We start from the raw sequence: 18,009 nt of genomic DNA, 5'->3' as shown, positions 1-18,009 counted from the left end.
GGCGCGCAGCCCTTCGCGCGCCGCCGTCCTCGTCAGCGGCCGTTGCCGTGCCGCAGCCAGCCGTCCAGCACGTCGGACGTCAGCAAGCCGCTGCGCGCGTCGCGCACACCGTCGCGGCCGATCCACACGGTACGCGGCATTTCTCCTCGCCATCCCGCATCGAGCGCCGCGCGCAGCCGCTCGGGCATCGGCTCCGCGTTCGCGTATTGCGCCACTTGCGGCGGCAAGTTCATTTGCGCGAGCGCGTGGGCGAGCGCGGCAGCGCTGTCGTCGTAAGCGTCGAGCGCGACCATCGCGAGCCGCACGTCCGGATGCCGGCGCTGCCACGCCACCAGATGCGCGGCGTTCTCGCGACAGTATCCGCAGTCCAGCGACCAGATCTCGACCGCGAGCGGCCGCTCATGCGCGCTCGCGTACAGCTTAGCGACCTCGGCCGCACGCAGCGGCTGCAGTTCGCCGGCCCATGCCGGCACGCTCGCGAGCAGCGCGCCGAGCGCCACGATCCACCCTCGCTTCATTGCGCGCCCTCCACCGGAATCAGACGATAGCCGTCGTTACGCGTGCGCCACGACACGTAGATGCGGCCCGCATCGTCGAGCAGCTGCGGGTTGTCGCTCGCGCCGGACGTCGACGCGATGTCGCGCGGCGCCGACCAGTGCTCGCCGCGATCGTCTGAGCGGCGCAGCCTGATGTGCATCGTGTCGCCGTCGAACGCCTTCCACGCGAGCCACACGACGTCGCCGCGCGCGACGAGCGCCGCATGCGACGCCTGTTCGGCCGGCGCCGCCGGATTCGCGCCGAACGCCCACGGCGTGCCGCGCGGCCGGCCGTCTGCGTCGATGCGTGAATAGAACACGTCGGCGCGGCCGTCGACCACGCCGAACCACGCGATGTGGCGCGTGCCGTCCGGCGTGATCGCGAGCGCGGGCCCGTGCTCGGGGCACGCGTCGACCCGCCAGTTCGAGAAGGTCGCGCGCAACGGCACGACCGGCTCCGATGCCGCGATCGGCAGCACCGCGAGCACGTGATCGCGAATCTGCCCGGGAAACACGTTGCGCCATACGGCCTCGATGCGGCCGGCCGGATCGACGGCCATCGCGATCCGGCAGCATTCGCACGTGTGGTCGGTCACCTTGCGCTCCGCTTCGAACGACGCGCCGCCGTCCCGCGACACCGCGTAGTAGACGGCCGCGCCGTCGTACGACTGCCCCGCCGCCTTCGCCGCGACGAGATCGCGCTTGTCGATCCACGCGATCGCGATGTTGCCGGCCGGGTCGACGGCCATCATGTCGAAGCGGTGCGTGATCGCCTGACGGTCGCGATGCACGGTGATCGGCACGCTCCACGTCGCGCCGCCGTCGAGCGAACGCGAGAAGCGCACCATCCCCGTGTAGGGCGCATCGAGCGGCATCGACCACGACACGTACACCGCGCGGCCGTCCGGGCTCGTCGCGAGCTTCGGCCGATTTTCCGCGCTGGTGTAGATCGGCTCGGGCATCGCGTTGACGGTGACCGGCGCGGACAGCGTGCGGCCCGCGTCATCCGAGTGCGCGACGACGACGTGCGCGCCTTCTACCCATGCGACCCACAGCCGGTGCCGCGCATCGAACGCCGTGCCGGTGGCGAGCGGCGGCTTCTGCTGCGCCGGCGCCGGCTGCATGCTCATGTGCGCGGCATGCGGATCGGCCACCTGCGGTGCGGCGTGCGTATCCCGCAGATCGTGCGCGGCGGCGCACGACAGCGTTGCGAGCCACAACGCGCAAGCTGCCGCGAACGATTTCACAGCGACCATTTCAATTCTCCAAAGAAGGTACGGCCCGGGTACGGATGGAACACGTAGTAGCGGCGGTCGGTCACGTTGTCGATGCCGACCGAGGCGCTCCAGTGACGGTCGAAGCTGTAACGGGCCTTCAGATCGACGATCGTGAAGTTGCTGGTGCCGCCGTACACGTCGGGATTCACGTCGCTGTTGTCGAGCGTGTTGAACTGGCGGCCCGAGTAGCGCACGCCGACGCTTCCCAGCCAGTGTTCGTCGAAGCGGTACGACGCGAGCAGGTTCGCGCGCACGCGCGGGATGCGCGGAAAGCGCGACCCCACGTACGCCGGATTCGCGGCATCGGCCAGGATCTGCGCGTTGCTCGCCGACACGTTCGCGTCGATGTCGAGCCCGCGCAGCCCGACGTTGCGGCCGCTGAATGCGAGCTCGACGCCGCGCACGCGCACGCGGTCGACGTTCGAGATATTGGTGACCGTCGTTGCGCCCGACACCGTCGTCTGGCTGTAGATCGAATCGCGCAGGTCGCTCTGGAACACGCTCGCCCGCACCACGCCGACGCCGACGTCGCGCTCGGCCGTGAAATCCCAGTCGATCGCCTTTTCCGGCCGCAGGCCCGGGTTGTTGTTGACGATCGCGTTGTTCGAGATCGTCCCCTGGAACAGCTCGCCGACCGTCGGAAAGCGCGTGCCCGTCGCGAACGACAGGCGGAAGCGCCACACGTCGGTGGCGTCCCATTGCAGCGCGACCTTCGGCGACAGCGCATTCGCGCCGCGGTCGGCGTAGCCGAGCGTGGCGCTCCCGTTGCCGAGCGCGCCGCCGTAGGCGTCCCAGCGCTCGTAGCGCAGGCCGAGCGTCGCGAGCCAGCCGGGCGCGAACCGCCACGCGTCCTGCGCGAACAGCGCCTGCGTGCGCGTATCGCCGCGGTAGACGCTCGCGACCGACGCGCTCGGCCCGGCCAGCCAGTCGGCCGTGTTGTACGTGACGTTGCGCAGGAAATAGTTGTCGTAGTGATAGCCGAACGTGAACGTATGACCGTGCACGTCCGGCGCCTCGGCCTTCAGGTCGAGCGTGCGCCAGCCCGTGCCGTTGCCGTCGAACAGCGTCCCCGCACCGCCTTGTGCAGTCGACGCGGCGCGCAGCACGTCGCGCGACACGTCGTAGGCCGACACCACGCCCGACAGCCTCCAGCCGGAATCGAGCCGGCCGTTCAGCCCGAGCGCGTACAGCCAGTTCTCCTGGTCGCCGCGCTGCGGCGCGAATGCGCTCGGCGCGACGGTCATGTTGCGGCCGCCGATCGACACGTTGCCGCCGTACACCGGATTGCCGGCCGCGTCGCGCAGGAAGGTGGCGCCGTGCTGCCGGTAGTGGTTTTCCCAGTGACCGAGCGTGAGGGTCGCATCGACGTGGTCGGTGAACGCATAGCCCATCCGCACCGTGCCGTTGAGCTGCTCGGTCCGCTCGATGTTCTGCGCGCCGACGATCGTGCGCGGCTTGCCGTTGGGCCCGATGTCGGTGGCCGCGCCGGTCACGGGCACCGCCGCGCCGAGCCGCGGGTTGTACGCGGCATTGGGACTCGCATACTGCATCGGCTGGCCATCGTTCTCCAGCCGGTCGAGCGACAGCGAAAACCAGAACCTGCCGATGCGGTTCGCGATTCTCGCCGTCTGATGGTTGCCGCCGAAGCTGTCCGCGAACCCGTAGCCGTCGCGATAGCGCTGCGTGAAGAACTGCGTCGACACCGACGCCTCGAGCCGGTCGGGCTTGCGCGTCGTCAGCAGCACGGTCGAGCCGATCGCGTTGCCCGGATAGAGCGCGGAAAACGGGCCGTACAGCACGTCGACGCGCGCGATGTCGTCGGGGGCGATCAGCGACCAGCGCGGCGGATACGCGTAGCTCGAGCCGAGCAGGTTCGACAGCAGCAGGCCGTCGGCATACACGAGCCCGCGCGCACTCTGCAGCTCGTTGAAGTCGCGCCCGGCGAACACGCTGTTGCGGTCGCCGATGTAGCGCTTGCGCACCATCAGGTTGGTCGCGTACTTCAGCGCGTCCTCGGTGCTGGTGTTGGTGTGCGAGTCGATCTGCTCGCGCGTGATCGACTCGACGACGGCCGGCGTGTCGGGATCGACGCTTTGGCGCTGGGCAGTGATGCTGACGGCGCTGAGCGTGTCGCCGGTCGGCGTGGGTGCGGGCGTGGGTGCGGGCGTGGGTGCGGGCGTGGGTACGGCAGCGGACGGCACGCCGTCGGCGGACACGCGCGTCGCGCCGGAGGTCGGATCGGCGGACGCGCCGTCGATCGGGGCCGCTTGCGCGAGCGGCCATACGAAAGCGGTCGCGCACGCGAGCGCGAGCCGTCCGCGCGGCGGGCGCGCGGCGAAGGTGAACGACATGGATCAATTCCTGAAAACGTGACCGAATGCCGCAGCACGCGAGCGCACGCAGCGCGCGCGTGAGGCGTGGCGCGCGGAACGCGCCCGCGGGCGGCACGCGCGCCGTCGAGGCGCGCGGACGATATCAATCAGATCGGGACGTTTTCAGGCGGGCCGCGCGGCTGCGCGAGTCGGATAGGCTGCCCGGGACGATCGGGCACGACAGGTGCGACGGCCCGGTAGGCGAACGCGCGCACGAAGCCGGGCAAGACAGGCACGCTGGTGGCGAGCGCGACGTTCGACGCGAAGCCCGGGCAGTACACGCAGTGCGGTACGGCGGCATGGTCGAACGACGCCGTGCCCTGCTCGTCGGCGGACGGTGCGAACACGACGCGGTGGGCGCCGGCCGCACTGCACAGCTCGAGCGGAAGCGCGCCGGAACCGCTCGCCGCGACGCGCGCATAGCCGATGACTGGCGACAGTACGTTCAGTACCAGCGCCAGCCAGACGAGGCCGATCCATCGCGTCTTTCGTGTCATCGCGGTCGAGGAAAAAGTGCGCGCGAAGTATAACAAGCGGACCGATCGTTGCCGATCCTGCGCGGCGCAATAGTCGGCATCGGACAGCGCGCGCCAACGCATGTGCCGTTAATACAACAGAGACAAAAACTAACGATTCGCCTCTGGCATAAATCCGAGCGCGAGGTTGATAATTATTGAACCCGCTGGAGAAACGATCATGGATGAAAGACCAACCCGCATGCCGCCGCCCGAGCAAGTAATGAGCCCGGATCCGGAGCCCGTCGGCGTCGAGTTCCTCGCCGAGTTGCCCGAGCACGTCCGGGCATTCTTCGACGAGCAGCACAAGCTCTACGCGCCGAAGTGATCGCGCGTTCCGTTCCGTAACCGTCGCGTGTCGATCGAGATCGTGCGGTTTCTCGCTGCGTTTCGTGCGCAGATCGCTTTGCACCCGGGCTGCAACGGCCTGACGGTGCCGGTTCGGCGCGTCCGCTAAATATCCGCTGTCGCGTCGCTCCGCCGCGCGGCCGTCTTCGTCTATCCTTCTGGTTTTCCCGCCACGGCCCCTGCGGCCACTTCCGAACGTCCCGATGAAACAAGCCATTCGTGCCAGCCTCGCTGTCGCCACGCTGGGTGTCGCATTCCTTTCGGCGCCGCCCGCAGCGCGCGCAGACGGCGACGACACCGCGCTCACCAATCTCGTCGCCCTTGCGTCGCAGCGGCTCGCGCTTGCCGAGCCGGTCGCGCGCTGGAAATGGGCCAACCACCAGGCGATCGAAGACAAGCCGCGCGAAGCCGCGCTGCTCGCGTCGGTGGAAAAGCGCGCGGTCCAAGCCGGCGTCGACGCGGCGGTCGCCCGCACCTTCTTCGAGGACCAGATCGCCGCCAGCAAGGACGTGCAAAACGCGCTGTTCGCCAACTGGCGCGCGACGCGGCCTCCGGAAGGAACGCCACCCGACCTCGCGACCAGCACGCGCCCGGCGCTCGACCAGCTCACGCAGAAGATGCTGGCCGCGCTCGCGCAAGCCGCGCCGGTGCGCGACGCCCCGGATTGCCAGGCACGGCTCGCGCGCAGCATCGCGAACTGGAAGACGCTTACCCGCTACGAGTCGACGCGTACGCAGGCGCTCGGCACCGCGCTGTCCCATGTTTGCTCGGCGGGCGGCGCCAGCGCGATCGGCTGACCGGCCGCCACGATCGCAGGCAGCCGCGCGCGATTCTCAGTCGGCTGCCGCGAACGCCGCCAGCGGGATCAATTGGAGGCCGCGCGCGAGATAGGTCTGCAACAGACGCTGCGTATGGGGCTCGAACGCGCCGTCCGTGCCGTCCGCCGCGAGCCGCGCGGCGGCGTCGAGCGACTCGGCCACGCCGAGGTAGCGCCACGCATCGATCACATGAAACAGGCTGCGCTCGCCGTGCGCCTCGAACGCGACCGCGCCGTCGAACGGCCAGGGCGCATCACCGGCACGTACGGCCGCAGCCGTGGATCGCCGGTTGTATGCCGGGCGCAGGCGCGCGATCCACTGCGCTTCGGCAAGCATCGCGCCCAGCTCGTTGCCGGTCTCCCGCCACTCGACGCGCCGCACCTGCTGCGCGATCCGCATTTCCTTCGACGAGCGCCGCTCGCCGGTCAGCAGCGCACGCAAGCGCTGCCGGACACGCACGCTGCGGCCGACGTACAGCGCTTCGTCGCCCTCGCCGAACAGCGCATAGGCGCCGCATCCGGCCGGCGCGGTATCGAGCCATGCTTCGGTCAAGTCGCCGCCCAGACGGAAGTGGCGCGTCGTGCGTGCGATCTGGTCGCGCAAGCGCTCGAGCGGCACGAGCGTGTGTAATTGCCGCCAGAACTGCCAAATCAGGTCCGCATCCGCGAGCGCGCGGTGGCGCGCGGCGGGGACCAGCCCATACCGCTCGATCAGCGCATCGAGGCCATGCCGCGACTCGCGCGGAAACAGCGCGCGCGACAGCTTCACCGTGCATAGCACGTCGGGGTTGAATGCGAGGCCGGCGCGCTCGAATTCTGCGCGCAGAAAACCACGGTCGAAGCTCGCGTTGTGCGCGACGAACAGCTTGCCGTCCAAACGCTCGAACAGCGCCGGCGCGAGCGACGCAAACGACGGCGCGTCGCGCACCATGTCGTCCGAAATACCGGTCAGCTGTTGGATGAACGGCGGGATCGGCTGCCCGGGATTGACCAGCGTCGTCCATGTGGACATGTGGCCCGGACCGATTTCGACTACCCCGATTTCGGTAATGCGATGTTCGGCGGGCGATCCACCAGTGGTTTCGAGGTCGACGAAGACGAGCGGCTGTTCGCTGGCAGGATCGGACGGATAAAGGTCGGACATGAAGAGACGGGAGAAACGATGCTTCCGCGAGTATGCACCGGCGCGGGTGTCGCGGGCCAGTGCAACCGGAATCGATCCGCATGCCGGCCGTTTTCGCGGCCGCAAATGCAAAAAGCCCCCGCTATGCGGGGGCCGGACGTGATCGGTACTACGCGGCGCGTCAGGCTGCCTGGATATTCGCTGCCTGCTTGCCCTTCGGGCCGACCTTCACCTCGAACGAAACGCGCTGGTTTTCCTTCAACGTCTTGAAGCCTTCCATCCGGATTTCGGAGAAGTGCGCAAACAAATCTTCGCCGCCATTGTCGGATGTAATAAAGCCAAAACCTTTAGCATCGTTAAACCATTTTACGATACCGGTATCCATACCTTCGTTCCCCACTCGTTTAGATCAAAAAAGCTACCATTTATAGCCGCTTCCCGAACACCCGTAACAGCGTGCCGATTCCCAATGGGCGCTGCGTCCGGGGACGGAGTGCTCACTTTATAAATTGGACGATCGAGGCGCGTCAAGCAAATTTTTAACGCCCTCTTTATCAAAATCACATCAATGCCATTGGAATGGGCACACACTCGTCTTCTATTAACTAATTCGCGCCAAAACCCTGTCAATATTACCGGGCATGGAGCACCGTTAATCGAAATGATGAAAAACATACCGGGGTCGAATCATGCCGGTAAAATCCTCGGGGTTTTTTCCGGTTGCGCAAGCCGCGCCACGTTGCGATGCTGGAGTCACGCAATTGGAGGAGAAGGTCATGTGGCTGGACGGAATCAAGCGCTTCGCGAGCCGACTCGCACGCGCACGCCGCAAGTCCCGCGCGCTGGCCGAGTCCCGTGAAGCGCCGTGTGACACCGAGTTCGATCCGACCTGGCACGGCGACCATTGGCAAAACCTGTTGGCGTCGCCGCTGGATGCCCGTCACTACGTGATGGAAGACTGGACCTATACGCCGCCGCAGGCGCAAACCAACGACGCGGAACCGGCTGCGAGACGCAAGCGACGCTCGTACTCGTAGCGGCGCGGGAGAAGCCGCGGGGAAGGACAGGAACGACGGGCAAAAAAAAGCGCGACTGGGAAGTCGCGCCGACAAAGGTTTGGAGATCTTTTCCGTCAACGAAAAAGTCTGCTTCGGAAAGCAGAGACTGCAGTATAACGAGATTACATCCTTTCATTATCCATGCTCCGCACAAACCTCTATTGCCGATGTGTCAATAATCGGATTGTTTGCGCGGTGGCGTTGGCAGTGTCGCGACGGCGCAACGTCATTACGCACTGCTGACGACAGCAATCGTATGTTGCGCCGCCGCAATGCCCGGATAATCGGGGCACTCCGCCCGCGCGACCATTCTTGCGCCATCCTAAATACAGTATTGCGGCACGCGCTTCTCTACCGGAGCCACGGCGCTTCATACACTACAAAACGGATTGGTGACTGAGCGGCCGCTGCCCCACATGTCACGCGCGTACCGCTCGATGGCGATGCGCGCGACAGCCCGCTGCGGCTTCGATCGACAACAATCGTTTGGAGACAGATCATGAAAAAGACGCTGATCGTTGCCGCATTGGCCGGCATTCCGGCGATCGCCGCCCATGCGCAAAGCAGTGTCACGCTATACGGGCTGATCGATGCCGGCATCACCTACACGAACAACCAGGGCGGCCACAGCGCGTGGCAGGAAACGAGCGGCTCGATCAACGGCAGCCGCTGGGGGCTGCGCGGTACCGAGGATCTCGGCGGCGGCCTGAAAGCGATCTTCACGCTGGAGAACGGCTTCGGCATCAACAATGGCACGCTGAAGCAGAACGGCCGCGAGTTCGGCCGGCAGGCATTCGTCGGGCTCGCACACGACGGCTTCGGCTCGCTCACGCTCGGCCGCCAATACGACAGCGTCGTCGATTACCTGGGGCCGCTGTCGCTCACGGGCACGCAGTACGGCGGCACCGAGTTCGCGCACCCGTTCGACAACGACAACCTGAACAACTCGTTCCGGATCAACAACGCCATCAAATACCAGAGCGTGAACTACGGCGGCCTGAAATTCGGCGCGCTGTACGGCTTCTCGAACGCCACGAATTTCGCGAACAATCGCGCATACAGCGTCGGCGCGTCATACAGCTACCTCGGCTTCAACGTCGCGGCCGCTTACATGCAGCTGAACAACAACGTCAACGCGCCGGCGCTCGCAGCGAGCGACCCGGGCGCCGTGGCCGGCGACTGGACCTTCGCGGCCGGCCGCCAGCGTACCTGGGGCGCCGGCCTGAACTACGGCTTCGGCCCGGCGACCGCCGGCTTCGTGTTCACGCAGACCCGCCTCACCGATTCGGCCGGCATCAGCGCCGGACAGTCGGGCGTGTCGCGCGGCATCGCGCTCACGGGCGGCACGCGCTTCAACAACTATGAGGTGAACGGCCGCTATGCGCTGACGCCGGCATTCTCGCTGGCCGGCTCGTACACCTACACCGATGCCCGCCTCGACGGCCAGTCGCCCAGCTGGCACCAGTTCAACCTGCAAGCCGACTATGCGCTGTCGAAGCGCACCGACCTGTATCTGCAAGGGGAATACCAGCGCGTCAACGCGGACGGCTTGGCGATCGGCGCGAACATCAACGGGCTCGGCAGCGCGTCGTCGACGAACAAGCAAATCGCCGTCACCGCGGGTATGCGCCACCGCTTCTGAACCATTGCTGCGGCGATCGCGCCGCCGTCATGGGGGGGCTGGCCGTGCGGGCGCCGCGGACGTCGATACGCACCGCTGCGACGCCGCACGCCGCTACGCGCTCATGCGTCGTCCCGCGCCGGATAGCGCACGTCGAGCACGTCGATCGGTTGCGGGCCGGCCGGCGTGATCAACGTGACGGTATCGCCGATCTTCGCCTTGATCAGCGCCCGTGCAATCGGCGAGATCCAGCTGACGCAGCCGCGGTCGAGGTCCACCTCGTCGATCCCGACGATCGTCACGGTGTGGTCCTCGCCGTCCGGCGTCGCGTAATCGACGGTCGCGCCGAAGAACACCTGGTCGACGTTCTCCTGCCGGCTCGCGTCGACGACTTCGGCGAGATCGAGCCGCTTCGTCAGGAAGCGGATCCGGCGGTCGATTTCGCGCAGCCGCCGCTTGCCGTAGATGTAATCGCCGTTCTCGGACCGGTCGCCGTTCGACGCGGCCCACGACACGAGGCGCACGACCTCCGGACGCTCGACGTCGATCAGGTTCAGCAACTCGTCCCTGAGCCGCTTGTGGCCGGCCGGCGTGATGTAGTTCTTGGTGCCCGCCGGGATCGCCGGCTGACCGGGGTCGAGATCGTCGTCGTCGCCTTCCGATTCTTTGACAAACGCCTTGTTCATGATGCTGATTCGATACGTGAATGACTGATGCCCCAAGGGTACACGAACGCGGGCATGCAAGATCAGGCGACATTTTTTGCGGATAAGGCTTCCCTTTTTATACAACCCTGCTATACTTCCGCTTCTGCGTGCGGCTGTAGCTCAGTTGGATAGAGTACTTGGCTACGAACCAAGGGGTCGTGGGTTCGAATCCTGCCAGCCGCGCCACTTTTTTGGGGGCCTTCCCATCGCAGAAGGTTCCGACAGTTGAAGCAGTACCGTCTTGCGTGCGGCTGTAGCTCAGTTGGATAGAGTACTTGGCTACGAACCAAGGGGTCGTGGGTTCGAATCCTGCCAGCCGCGCCACCTCAGAAGGGCCTTCCTCCGGGAAGGCCCTTTTTTCTTTTCCGCTCCCCTCTTCCGCTCCCTTCTTCGGCTTCCCTTCCGTCGCCCCAAAGAAAACGGCGGCCCGTGGCCGCCGTCTCGACTCGCCGCAACCGTGCAGCGTCAGTAATCCTGGCGCTCGCGCTCGATCCGCATGCCGCCGTCGTGACGCGCATGCGCGCCGTCCTCGGTCGAGCGTTCGCGCATGATCCGCATCACGTCGGGATTGGTGCGCACGCGGCGCATCACGTTCGCGAGATGCAGGCGGTCGCTGACCTGGATGACGAAGCGCAGCACCGTCGACTCGTGCGTCAGATCTTCGTCCATCGCGATATGCACGATGTTCGCGTCGGCCGACGTGATGTCCGCCGCAACGCGCGCGAAGATGCCCTTCGTGTTCTTGACCAGCGCCTTCACCGCGACGTCGAACAGCCTGCCCGGCTGCGGCGCCCATTCGACGTCGATCCAGCGCCCCGGATCGCGCCGGTGGATGCGCTGCGCGACACGGCAATCGGTCGTATGAATCGCCATCCCGAGGCCGATGCCGATATAGCCCATGATCGCATCGCCCGGAATCGGCCGGCAGCATGCCGACAACTGCACCGACATGCCTTCGGTGCCGGTGATCACGACCGGCGGCGCATGGTGCGCGGGATGGCGCTCGGACTTCGGCAGATCGTCGTCCGCGTCGCGGCCGCTCATCAGCACTTCGATGCGCTTGGCCATCACGGCCGCCACCCGCCGGCCGAGGCCGATGTCCGCGAAGATTTCCTGGCGACTCTTGTTGCCGGTCCACTGGACGAGCTTGTCCCACACCTCCGGCGTCACGTCGGCGAGCGCGAACCCATAACCCTTCAGGCTCTGGTCGACGAGCCGCTCGCCGAGTTGCACCGACTCGTTCAGGCGCATCGTCTTCAGATAGTGACGAATCGCCGAACGTGCCTTGCCGGTGCGCACGAAGCCGAGCCACGCGGGGTTCGGCTTCGAATACGGCGCCGTGATCACCTCGACGATATCGCCGCTCTTGAGCTCGGTGCGCAGCGGCAGCAATTCGTTGTTGATCTTCACGGCCACGCACTGGTTGCCGAGATCGCTGTGGATCGAATACGCGAAGTCGAGCGCCGTCGCGCCGCGCGGCAGCGCCATGATCTTCGACTTCGGCGTGAACACGTAGACGGCGTCCGGGAACAGGTCGATCTTCACGTGCTCGAGGAACTCGCTCGAATCGCCCGCTTCGCTCTGGATGTCGAGCAGCGACTTCAGCCACTGGTGCGCGCGCTTCTGCACGTCGTTCAGATCGGCGCCGCCGTTCTTGTACAGCCAGTGGGCGGCCACGCCGGCCTCGGCGATCTCGTGCATCTTGCGCGTGCGCACCTGGAACTCGATCGGCGCGCCGAACGGGCCGACGAGCGTCGTGTGCAGCGACTGATAGCCGTTGATCTTCGGGATCGCGATGTAGTCCTTGAACTTGCCGGGCACCGGCTTGTACAGCGCATGCAGTGCGCCGATGCACGTGTAGCAGTCGAGCGGGTTGTCGACGACGACGCGAAAGCCGTACACGTCGAGCACCTGCGAGAACGACAGCTGCTTGTCGCGCATCTTGCGGTAGATGCTGTAGATGGTCTTTTCGCGGCCGGTGATTTCCGCGTCGATCTTCGCGTCGGTCATCGCACGCTGCGCGGCCTCGAGGATCTTGCTGATCACCTCGCGACGATTGCCGCGCGCGGCCTTCACGGCCTTCTCGAGCGTCGCGTAGCGATGCGGGTTGAAGTTCGCGAAGCTCATGTCCTGCAGCTCGCGATACGTGTTGTTCAACCCGAGGCGGTGCGCGATCGGTGCGTAGATGTCGAGCGTCTCGCGCGCGACGCGGCGGCGCTTTTCCATCGGCACCGCGCCGAGCGTGCGCATGTTGTGCAGCCGATCGGCGAGCTTGACGAGGATGACGCGCACGTCGCGCGCCATCGCGAGCAGCATCTTGCGGAAGTTTTCCGCCTGCGCTTCCTCGCGGCTGCGGAATTCCATCTTGTCGAGCTTCGACAAGCCATCGACCAGTTCCGCGACCTTCGGGCCGAACCGTTCGGCCAGCTCGCTCTTGGTCACGCCCTGGTCTTCCATCACGTCGTGCAGCAGCGCGGCCATCACGGCTTGCGCGTCGAGCTTCCAGCCGGCGCAGATTTCCGCGACGGCGACCGGATGAGTGATGTAGGGTTCGCCGCTCTGGCGATATTGACCGAGGTGGGCTTCGTCGCTGAAGTGGAACGCCGCCTTGACCTCTTTGATTTCGTCCGGACCGAGATACTCGGCAAGCGCGGTCGTCAGATTCGCGATCGAAACGACGCCGTGCTTGCGAGGCTGCTCCGGTGTGGCGGTCGGCCCGAACAGATGCCGGAAGGATTGTTCGAGGACCGCGTCGATGTACTGGCGCGCAGGCGACTGGGCCGTGACTTCGGTGGTCGAATCCGCGGAGGCGGACGATGGGGTGGTGCTCATATTCGCCTCCAGGTCGAGTCGTTGCGCGCGTGCACTACATGGCTGGAACGGGCCGGATGCGCGTTACACCGGCACCTTCTTCAGCATCTCGACGCCGACCTGACCCGCAGCGATTTCGCGCAGCGCGACGACCGTCGGCTTGTCGCGGCTTTCGATCTTCGGCGTATGGCCTTGCGCGAGCTGCCGCGCGCGGTAGGTGGCGGCGAGCGCCAGTTCGAAGCGGTTGGGGATTTGCTTCAGGCAGTCTTCGACGGTAATGCGAGCCATGTTGGAAATTCCTTCTGAATATAGTCGTTATTCTACCTTATGTCCCTCTACCCTCGCGTCATTCCGCGTGGGGCAGATGGATGCCGAGTTCGATGAACAGCTCCGCATGTCGCGCGTACTGCGAACCAAAACGCAGGCGCGTCGCCGCGACGATGCACTCCAGTTCCGCGAGCGCACGATCGAAATTCTCGTTGATCACCACGTATTCCGCTTCGGACGCGTGCGCCATCTCGCTGCCGGCCGCGAGCAGGCGGCGCGTGATGACGTTCGGCTCGTCCTGGCCGCGCTTCTTCAGACGCTCCTCGAGCGCATCGAGCGACGGCGGCAGGATGAAGATGCCGACCGCGTTGTGAAACTGCCGCTTCACCTGCTGCGCGCCCTGCCAGTCGATCTCGAGCAGCACGTCGTGGCCGCTCGCCATCTGCTCCTCGATCCACACGCGCGACGTGCCGTAGTAGTTGCCGTGCACTTCCGCGCTTTCGAGGAATTCGTGCGCGGCGTGACGCGCGCGGAAATCCTCGACGGTGGTGAAGTGATAGTGCTGGCCGTCCTGCTCGCCCGGGCGCGGCTTGCGCGTCGTGTACGAAATCGACAGGCAGATGTCGCTGTCCTTCGACAGCAGCGCGTTCACGAGCGTCGACTTGCCGGCGCCCGACGGCGCGATGACCATGAACAGGTTGCCGGGATAGACGCCGCCGTGCAGCGCATGCGACGCGTGGCCGTCGCGATGGGAATCGGTCATGACAGCCTCCGCCGGGCCGCCCCCTCGGGGGGCAGCGAACGTAGTGAGCATGGGGATCGTTTCATCTCTGTTACTCCAGGTTTTGCACTTGCTCGCGCATCTGCTCGATCAACAGCTTGAGCGCCATCGATGCGTCGGCGAGCTCCTTCGCCGCCGCCTTCGAGCCGAGCGTGTTCGCTTCGCGATTCAGTTCCTGCATCATGAAGTCGAGACGCTTGCCGACGCGGCCGCCCTTCTCGATCACATGACGCGTTTCGTTCAGGTGCGCGGTGAGGCGCGACAGCTCTTCCGCGATGTCGATGCGGATGCCGTACATCGTCACTTCCTGACGAATGCGCTCCGCCGCTTCCTCGCGCGTGACGATCGTCGCGCTGCCTTCCGGCGCCGCGAGGCCGAGCGCTTCCTGCAGCCGCTCGACGATCTTCTGCTGATGTTTCGCGATCAGCTCCGGCACGAGCGGCGTGATGCGCGCGACGATCGCCTCCATTTCGGTGACGTTCGACAGCAGCATCGTCGCGAGTTGCGCGCCTTCGCGCGAGCGCACCACGACCAGCTCGCCGATCGCTTCCTTGCCGCACGCGAGCACCGCGTCGCGGATCGCGTCCGCCGACACGCCGCTCTCGGCCAGCACGCCGGGCCAGCGCAGGACTTCACCGGCGCGCAGGCGGCCGACGCCCGGGAACGCATCGAGCACGGAGCGCTCGAGCTCGGCGAGCTGGCCGAGCGCCGTCTGGTTCAGCGCGCCCGCGCCGATGCTCTGCTCGCCGCGCTGCAGGTTGATACGGGCGTCGACCTTGCCGCGCGACAGCTTGTTCATCAGCATTTCGCGCAGCGCCGGCTCGCATGCGCGCACGTCGTCGGGCATCCGGAAATTGAGGTCGAGGAAACGCGAGTTCACGGTGCGCAGTTCGACCGACACGCTCGCGCCGCCGTTGCCGGCAGCCGTCGCGAGTTCGCGCGTCGCGCTCGCATAGCCCGTCATGCTGTAGATCATGGTTCGTCTCGCCGTGGGTGTGCCCGGATCGGGCGGGAATAAGTCGAGGCGCCCGGCGCATTGCAAGGCGCGGGGCGGGAAGCGCGCATTATCCCATTTTTGCGCGCGACCCCGCCGGGCAAGGCCGCCGTTCGGCGCTAAAATCGGGGTTTCCTCTTCCGTGCCCGATTCCCGATGACGTCATCCCTGTCCCGCCCGAGCGGCCGTCGCGCCGACGAACTGCGCAAGGTCGCGCTCACGCGCCACTACACGAAACACGCCGAAGGCTCGGTGCTCGTCGAATTCGGCGATACCAAGGTGATCTGCACGGCAAGCGTCGTGGAACGCGTGCCCGAATTCCTGCGCGAGCGCGGCCAGGGCTGGCTGACCGCCGAATACGGGATGCTGCCGCGCGCGACGCACACACGCAGCGATCGCGAAGCGGCGCGCGGCAAGCAGACGGGCCGCACGCAGGAGATTCAGCGCCTGATCGGCCGCGCGCTGCGCGCGGTGTTCGATCTGGAAGCGCTCGGCCCGCGCACCATCAACATCGACTGCGACGTGATCCAGGCCGACGGCGGCACGCGCACGGCGAGCATCACCGGCGCGTTCGTCGCCGCGCACGACGCCGTGTCGAAGCTGATCGCGGCCGGCAAGCTCGCGCGCTCGCCGATCACCGATCACGTCGCGGCGATCTCGGTCGGCGTGTACGAAGGCGCGCCCGTGCTCGACCTCGACTACGCGGAAGACTCGCGCTGCGACACCGACATGAACGTCGTGATGACGGGCGCCGGCGGCTTCGTCGAAGTCCAGGGCACCGCCGAAGGCGTGCCGTTCTCGCGCGCCGAAATGAACGCGCTGCTCGACCTCGCGCAAGCCGGCATCGGCCGGCTCGTGCAGCTGCAGAAGGACGTTCTGGGCGCCGACCATGTCTGACGATCGCACTGCCGCGCCGCTGTCGCGCATCGTGCTCGCGTCGAACAACGCCGGCAAGCTGCGCGAATTCGCGGCGCTGTTCTCGACGGTCGGCATCGAGATCGTCCCGCAGGGCGAGCTGGCCGTGCCCGAGGCCGACGAGCCGTTCGGCACGTTCATCGAGAATGCGCTGACCAAGGCGCGTCATGCGGCGCGCCTCACCGGCCTGCCGGCGATCGCCGACGATTCCGGCCTGTGCGTGCGCGCGCTGCGCGGCGCGCCGGGCGTCTATTCGGCGCGCTATGCGCAGCGTGCCGGCGGCGCTCGCGGCGACGCGGCGAACAACGCGCATCTGGTCGAGCAGCTGCGCGGCGTCGACGACCGCCGCGCCTACTATTGCTGCGTGCTCGCGCTGGTGCGTCATCCGGACGATCCCGAGCCGCTATTCGCCGAAGGGCGCTGGATCGGCGAGATCGTCGACACCCCGCGCGGCGAGCACGGCTTCGGCTACGACCCGTATTTCTACGTGCCGGCGCTCGGCGCGACGGCCGCCGAGCTCGAGCCGGCCGTGAAGAACACGCACAGCCATCGAGCGCTTGCGCTCGACGCGCTGCTCGCGCGGCTCGCAGAGGAAACCGCATGATCGTCTACGTCACGCCTTCGCAACCGGAGGCCGCATGAGCCAGGCGGCGCAAACCGGCGCACGCGTCGTCGCGACGTTCACGTCGCCCGGGCAGGTGCGGCTCACGTCGCTGCCGCCGCTCGCGCTGTACGTGCATTTTCCGTGGTGCGTGCGCAAGTGTCCGTACTGCGATTTCAATTCGCACGAATGGAAAGGCGAGCGCTTCCCGGAAACCGAGTATCTCGACGCGCTGCGCGCCGATCTCGAGCAGGCGCTGCCGCTCGTGTGGGGCCGCCAGGTGCATACGGTGTTCATCGGCGGCGGCACGCCGAGCCTGCTGTCGGCGGCCGGCCTCGACCGGCTGCTGTCCGACGTGCGCGCGCTGCTGCCGCTCGACGCGGATGCCGAGATCACGCTCGAGGCGAACCCCGGCACGTTCGAAGCGGCGAAGTTCGCGCAGTTTCGCGCGAGCGGCGTGAACCGCCTGTCGGTCGGCATCCAGAGCTTCAACGAAGGTCATCTGAAGGCGCTCGGCCGCATTCACGACACGGCGCAGGCGCGCGCGGCCGTCGAGATCGCCGCGCAGACCTTCGACAACTTCAACCTCGACCTGATGTTCGCGCTGCCCAACCAGACGCTCGCCGAATGCCACGCCGACATCGAGACGGCGCTGTCGTATGCGCCACCGCATCTGTCGCTCTATCACCTGACGCTCGAGCCGAACACGCTGTTCGCGAAGTTCCCGCCGGTCGTGCCGGACGACGACGCGTCGGCCGACATGCAGGAATGGATCCACGAGCGCACGGCCGAGGCCGGCTACGGCCGCTACGAGGTGTCCGCGTATGCGAAGCCGAATCATCAGTGCAAGCACAACCTGAATTACTGGCGCTTCGGCGACTATCTCGGAATCGGCGCGGGCGCCCACACGAAGCTGTCGTTCCCGAACCGGATCCTGCGCCAGGCGCGCTACAAGCATCCGGCCACCTTCATCGAACAGGCGATGGCCGGCACGCCGGTGCAGGAAGAACGCGAAGTGGGCGCGCGCGACCTGCCGTTCGAGTTCATGCTGAACACGCTGCGGCTCGTGGAGGGCTTCCCGGTGCACAGCTTCGCCGAACGCACCGGCCTGCCGATGGGCACGATCGAGCCGGCGCTGAACGAAGCGGAACGCCGCGGGCTCATCACGCGCGACTTCACGCAGATCGCGCCGACGCCGCTCGGCCAGCGCTTTCTCAACGACCTGCAGGAATTGTTCCTGCGCGACGATTGACGCGGAACGACGCG

The 18,009-nt window shown here is 66.6% G+C and carries 18 protein-coding genes and 2 tRNA genes; 9 read left to right on the top strand and 11 right to left on the bottom strand.

Annotated features, from left to right (window positions below; translation table 11 throughout):
- Positions 1-32: 32 nt before the first annotated feature.
- The 4 genes from EX20_RS16425 to EX20_RS16410 all read right to left on the bottom strand — a co-directional run bounded on the left by EX20_RS16425 (position 33) and on the right by EX20_RS16410 (position 4,682).
- Positions 33-518 (bottom strand): TlpA family protein disulfide reductase, encoded by a 486-nt coding sequence (locus tag EX20_RS16425; RefSeq protein WP_011883757.1) that lies wholly within the window; start codon positions 516-518, stop codon positions 33-35.
- Positions 515-1,792, bottom strand: coding sequence for a sialidase family protein (locus EX20_RS16420; protein ID WP_034194126.1), 1,278 nt, complete (start codon positions 1,790-1,792; stop codon positions 515-517). Before EX20_RS16420 ends, EX20_RS16425 begins: the two co-directional genes overlap by 4 nt.
- On the bottom strand, positions 1,780-4,164 hold the full coding sequence (locus EX20_RS16415) for a TonB-dependent receptor (protein ID WP_034194125.1): 2,385 nt from the start codon (positions 4,162-4,164) through the stop codon (positions 1,780-1,782). The genes EX20_RS16420 and EX20_RS16415 overlap by 13 nt, the downstream gene beginning before the upstream one ends.
- Before the next feature lie 128 nt (positions 4,165-4,292).
- Complete coding sequence (locus tag EX20_RS16410) at positions 4,293-4,682, bottom strand: DUF2946 domain-containing protein (RefSeq protein ID WP_014722652.1); 390 nt, start codon at positions 4,680-4,682, stop codon at positions 4,293-4,295.
- Between the two features lie 199 nt (positions 4,683-4,881).
- Here EX20_RS16410 and EX20_RS32545 point away from each other — a divergent pair, with 199 nt between their 5' ends.
- Together EX20_RS32545 and EX20_RS16400 are read left to right on the top strand one after the other, a co-directional pair.
- Positions 4,882-5,028, top strand: a complete 147-nt coding sequence (locus EX20_RS32545) for a hypothetical protein (RefSeq protein WP_006476612.1) — start codon at positions 4,882-4,884, stop codon at positions 5,026-5,028.
- A gap of 223 nt (positions 5,029-5,251) precedes the next feature.
- Entirely contained in the window at positions 5,252-5,845 is a 594-nt protein-coding gene (locus tag EX20_RS16400; RefSeq protein WP_034194124.1) for a chorismate mutase, read from the top strand.
- 36 nt (positions 5,846-5,881) lie between these two features.
- On the opposite strand, the gene EX20_RS16395 is transcribed toward EX20_RS16400, so the two are convergent.
- Both EX20_RS16395 and EX20_RS16390 read right to left on the bottom strand, forming a co-directional pair.
- Positions 5,882-7,009 (bottom strand): exonuclease domain-containing protein, encoded by a 1,128-nt coding sequence (locus tag EX20_RS16395; RefSeq protein WP_034194123.1) that lies wholly within the window; start codon positions 7,007-7,009, stop codon positions 5,882-5,884.
- A gap of 160 nt (positions 7,010-7,169) precedes the next feature.
- Positions 7,170-7,373: a cold-shock protein gene (locus tag EX20_RS16390; protein WP_011883742.1), complete on the bottom strand. Its 204-nt coding sequence runs from the start codon at positions 7,371-7,373 to the stop codon at positions 7,170-7,172.
- 391 nt (positions 7,374-7,764) lie between these two features.
- Here EX20_RS16390 and EX20_RS16385 point away from each other — a divergent pair, with 391 nt between their 5' ends.
- Positions 7,765-8,025, top strand: a complete 261-nt coding sequence (locus tag EX20_RS16385; RefSeq protein WP_014722650.1) for a hypothetical protein — start codon at positions 7,765-7,767, stop codon at positions 8,023-8,025.
- Between the two features lie 520 nt (positions 8,026-8,545).
- A complete protein-coding gene (locus EX20_RS16380; protein WP_011883734.1) occupies positions 8,546-9,688 on the top strand; it encodes a porin in 1,143 nt (380 codons plus the stop codon).
- 101 nt (positions 9,689-9,789) lie between these two features.
- On the opposite strand, the gene greB is transcribed toward EX20_RS16380, so the two are convergent.
- The gene (greB, locus tag EX20_RS16375; protein WP_034194122.1) at positions 9,790-10,353 is read right to left on the bottom strand and encodes a transcription elongation factor GreB; all 564 of its coding nucleotides are present in this window, start codon (positions 10,351-10,353) and stop codon (positions 9,790-9,792) included.
- A 130-nt stretch (positions 10,354-10,483) separates the two neighbouring features.
- On the opposite strand from greB, the gene EX20_RS16370 reads away from it, so the two are divergent.
- Both EX20_RS16370 and EX20_RS16365 read left to right on the top strand, forming a co-directional pair.
- Positions 10,484-10,560: transfer RNA gene (locus tag EX20_RS16370), tRNA-Arg, on the top strand.
- A 61-nt stretch (positions 10,561-10,621) separates the two neighbouring features.
- A tRNA-Arg gene (locus EX20_RS16365) sits at positions 10,622-10,698 on the top strand.
- Between the two features lie 141 nt (positions 10,699-10,839).
- On the opposite strand, the gene EX20_RS16360 is transcribed toward EX20_RS16365, so the two are convergent.
- From EX20_RS16360 to EX20_RS16345, 4 genes are all read right to left on the bottom strand, one after another.
- Positions 10,840-13,206, bottom strand: coding sequence for a RelA/SpoT family protein (locus tag EX20_RS16360; RefSeq protein WP_011883730.1), 2,367 nt, complete (start codon positions 13,204-13,206; stop codon positions 10,840-10,842).
- 63 nt (positions 13,207-13,269) lie between these two features.
- The gene (rpoZ, locus tag EX20_RS16355; RefSeq protein WP_006025620.1) at positions 13,270-13,473 is read right to left on the bottom strand and encodes a DNA-directed RNA polymerase subunit omega; all 204 of its coding nucleotides are present in this window, start codon (positions 13,471-13,473) and stop codon (positions 13,270-13,272) included.
- 58 nt (positions 13,474-13,531) lie between these two features.
- Entirely contained in the window at positions 13,532-14,215 is a 684-nt protein-coding gene (gmk, locus tag EX20_RS16350) for a guanylate kinase (RefSeq protein ID WP_011883728.1), read from the bottom strand.
- A 70-nt stretch (positions 14,216-14,285) separates the two neighbouring features.
- Positions 14,286-15,209, bottom strand: coding sequence for a YicC/YloC family endoribonuclease (locus tag EX20_RS16345; protein WP_034194121.1), 924 nt, complete (start codon positions 15,207-15,209; stop codon positions 14,286-14,288).
- A gap of 174 nt (positions 15,210-15,383) precedes the next feature.
- On the opposite strand from EX20_RS16345, the gene rph reads away from it, so the two are divergent.
- The 3 genes from rph to hemW are packed head-to-tail and all read left to right on the top strand — an operon-like array spanning position 15,384 to position 17,995.
- Positions 15,384-16,124: a ribonuclease PH gene (rph, locus tag EX20_RS16340; RefSeq protein ID WP_011883725.1), complete on the top strand. Its 741-nt coding sequence runs from the start codon at positions 15,384-15,386 to the stop codon at positions 16,122-16,124.
- Positions 16,117-16,746 carry an RdgB/HAM1 family non-canonical purine NTP pyrophosphatase gene (gene rdgB / locus EX20_RS16335; protein WP_034194120.1) on the top strand — a complete coding sequence of 210 codons (630 nt, stop codon included), beginning with the start codon at positions 16,117-16,119 and terminating at the stop codon, positions 16,744-16,746. The genes rph and rdgB overlap by 8 nt, the downstream gene beginning before the upstream one ends.
- A gap of 34 nt (positions 16,747-16,780) precedes the next feature.
- Complete coding sequence (gene hemW / locus EX20_RS16330; RefSeq protein WP_034194119.1) at positions 16,781-17,995, top strand: radical SAM family heme chaperone HemW; 1,215 nt, start codon at positions 16,781-16,783, stop codon at positions 17,993-17,995.
- Positions 17,996-18,009 lie beyond the last annotated feature (14 nt).

This window comes from Burkholderia sp. WP42 (assembly GCF_000745665.1).
Taxonomy (GTDB): domain Bacteria; phylum Pseudomonadota; class Gammaproteobacteria; order Burkholderiales; family Burkholderiaceae; genus Burkholderia; species Burkholderia vietnamiensis.
Note: the sequence above shows the minus strand (reverse complement) of the source record. Positions and strands in the feature narration are given on the sequence as shown.